The 2,501-nt window shown below is 45.0% G+C and carries 4 protein-coding genes; 2 read left to right on the top strand and 2 right to left on the bottom strand.

What is annotated here, in order from left to right; genetic code table 11:
• Together A3761_RS10600 and A3761_RS10595 are read left to right on the top strand one after the other, a co-directional pair.
• On the top strand, nucleotides 1-483 hold a 483-nt coding region (locus A3761_RS10600; RefSeq protein ID WP_369808218.1), incomplete at its 5' end, for a folate-binding protein YgfZ.
• 114 nt (nucleotides 484-597) lie between these two features.
• Entirely contained in the window at nucleotides 598-1,434 is an 837-nt protein-coding gene (locus A3761_RS10595) for an HDOD domain-containing protein (protein WP_068515707.1), read from the top strand.
• A gap of 73 nt (nucleotides 1,435-1,507) precedes the next feature.
• On the opposite strand, the gene ung is transcribed toward A3761_RS10595, so the two are convergent.
• Both ung and A3761_RS10585 read right to left on the bottom strand, forming a co-directional pair.
• Nucleotides 1,508-2,203, bottom strand: coding sequence for a uracil-DNA glycosylase (gene ung / locus A3761_RS10590; RefSeq protein WP_068553563.1), 696 nt, complete (start codon nucleotides 2,201-2,203; stop codon nucleotides 1,508-1,510).
• Nucleotides 2,204-2,232: 29 nt separating this feature from the next.
• On the bottom strand, nucleotides 2,233-2,501 hold a 269-nt coding region (locus A3761_RS10585; protein ID WP_304439607.1), incomplete at its 5' end, for an amino acid--tRNA ligase-related protein.

Raw genomic sequence — 2,501 nt, 5'->3', positions numbered from 1 at the left:
GAGTTCTGGTCCCAACAAGTACCCGATGACAGCTGTTCAGATACTGAGGCCCTTGAAAACTGGCTGGCGAAAGAAACTAAAGCAGGTATTCCACAAGTATTTTCTGCCACACAAGAACAGTTCATTCTTCAGGAGCTGAATCTACATGAATTGGGTGCAGTCAGCTTTAAAAAAGGATGTTATACCGGACAGGAAATCATCGCCCGTATGAAGTTCTTAGGTAAGCTTAAAAAGCGCATGTGTTTACTTGAAGGAAATGGCACTGCCGCCGATCAACTCGAGCCAGGTGCCGATGTGTTTATTAAAACTATCGAAGGTTTGCCCAAGAAAGTCGGTAAGCTCGTCCGAGCCCATACATTGACAGATACGATTATTACTGCTTTAGCTGTGCTAAACAAGGAACAAGTCGATACAGGTGAGACAACGTATATCGGCTCCGACCTGGATACTGGGTTTATTGTGTCTGACCTTAGTTATTCTTAAGAAAACTATAACGAACTCAGGTTTTTTACTTCGTTCCGATAATTTCTAGAACAAAAGCGTTTTGCTCTGCTATAACTAATGAGTAGATGAAAAACATCTTGAATCGAGGTATTCATGTCAGAAATTGGTCAGAAGATAAAACAAGATATATTGGAAGCAATTGAGAACGACACTATTGTCTTACCAACGCTTCCTGAAATTGCTTTAGATGTTAAGAGAATCAGCGAAGACGAAGATTCGGGGTTATTCGACCTGATCGACGTTATTAACAAAGATACTGCCTTATCAGCACGCCTACTCAAGGTTAGCAACAGCCCTTTGTTTCGCGGTGCAAATGAAATCACTACGCTAAACATGGCAGTAAACCGCTTAGGCATGCAATATACGAGTAATCTTGCAACAGGCCTCGCAATGGAGCAGATGTTCCAAGCAACTTCAGAGATGATCGACAAGCGTATGCGCGAGACTTGGGAGCGCAGTACCGAAGTAGCGGGTATATGTAGTGTGCTCGCACGGCAGCACCCTCATCTGGCTGCAGGCCAAGCGACGTTGGCCGGACTCGTTTATTCCATCGGTTCTTTGCCGGTCCTTAAGTACGTTGAAGATAACGACGTTCAAATAAATAGCGTAATGCTCGACAACCTTTTGGATGAACTTCAGCCCATCGTGGGTCAGAAGATATTAGAGAAATGGGACTTTCCATCCGAGCTCAAACCTGTACCCAAAGAGTGTGTTAATTTCACTCGAGAAGTTGAAAAAGCGGATTACGCCGATTTGGTCATGGTTGCCATGCTACACAGCTATGCTGGCTCAGAACACCACTATGTAGAGATGGACTGGTCGCACATTACAGCGTTTGAACGTATTGGCGTTGACCCAACTATGGACCCGAATGCAGATGAAGACCTAAGTGCTGAAATGGAAGCAGCAATGGCGTTGCTAAATGCCTAATAGAATAAGCAGGCCTAAGACATAAAAAAAGCCGATCACTTGATCGGCTTTTTATTAGATAAATACTTAATTTTTAAACAACAGACGCCCAGTTTATTGGCTGTTTACCATTATCTATCAAGTATTGATTTGTCCTTGAGAAATGGCGACAGCCAAAAAAACCACGATAGGCAGAAAGCGGCGAAGGGTGCGGTCCTTCCAATACAAAGTGCTTCTGACGATCAATCAGCTTACCTTTCTTTTGGGCATAACTCCCCCAAAGCAGGAAAACAACACCAGACCGTTGCTGATTCAGCAACTCAATAACCCTGTCAGTAAACGTTTCCCAACCTTTTCCTTGGTGGGCACCAGCTCGAGCCTGCTCAACCGTCAACACCGCATTCAGCAATAGCACACCTTGATCGGCCCAAGAAATTAGATTTCCTGAAATTGGAATCGGCATGCCTGTATCCGTGTTGAGTTCTTGATATATATTACGTAATGAAGGCGGTATTGCTACACCCGGCTGAACCGAGAAACACAAACCATGCGCCTGCCCAGGCCCGTGATACGGGTCCTGCCCGATAATAACAACCTTTACCTCTTCAAAAGCGGTATGATTCAGCGCATTGAAGATTTCGGAGCCTTGCGGATAAATAATTTTACCCGCAGCCTTTTCGCTGCTTAGAAATCCACGTAAAGACTGCATGTAAGGCAGGGTAAGCTGGTCGCCGACAACTTGCTGCCAGGACTCACTCAGTCTACCTTCTTTTTCTGAACCTTCAGCCATCATATGAAACCCAAACAATAAGCCCCTTATTAAGATACTGGCTTCATGTGCGGGAACAAAATAACGTCTTTAATGGTTGGGCTGTCGGTAAATAGCATCACTAGCCTATCAATACCGATACCCTCACCTGCAGTAGGTGGCATACCGTATTCAAGAGCCTGGATGTAATCTGAGTCGTAATGCATCGCTTCATCATCACCAGCATCTTTTTCTTCAACCTGCTTGCGGAAGCGGTCAGCCTGGTCTTCAGCGTCATTAAGCTCCGAAAAGCCATTTGCCAATTCACGGCCGCCAACAA

The organism is Oleiphilus sp. HI0123 (genome assembly GCF_001635315.1).
The sequence above is the reverse complement of the archived record's forward strand: the minus strand, read 5'-3'. Positions and strand labels throughout refer to the sequence as shown.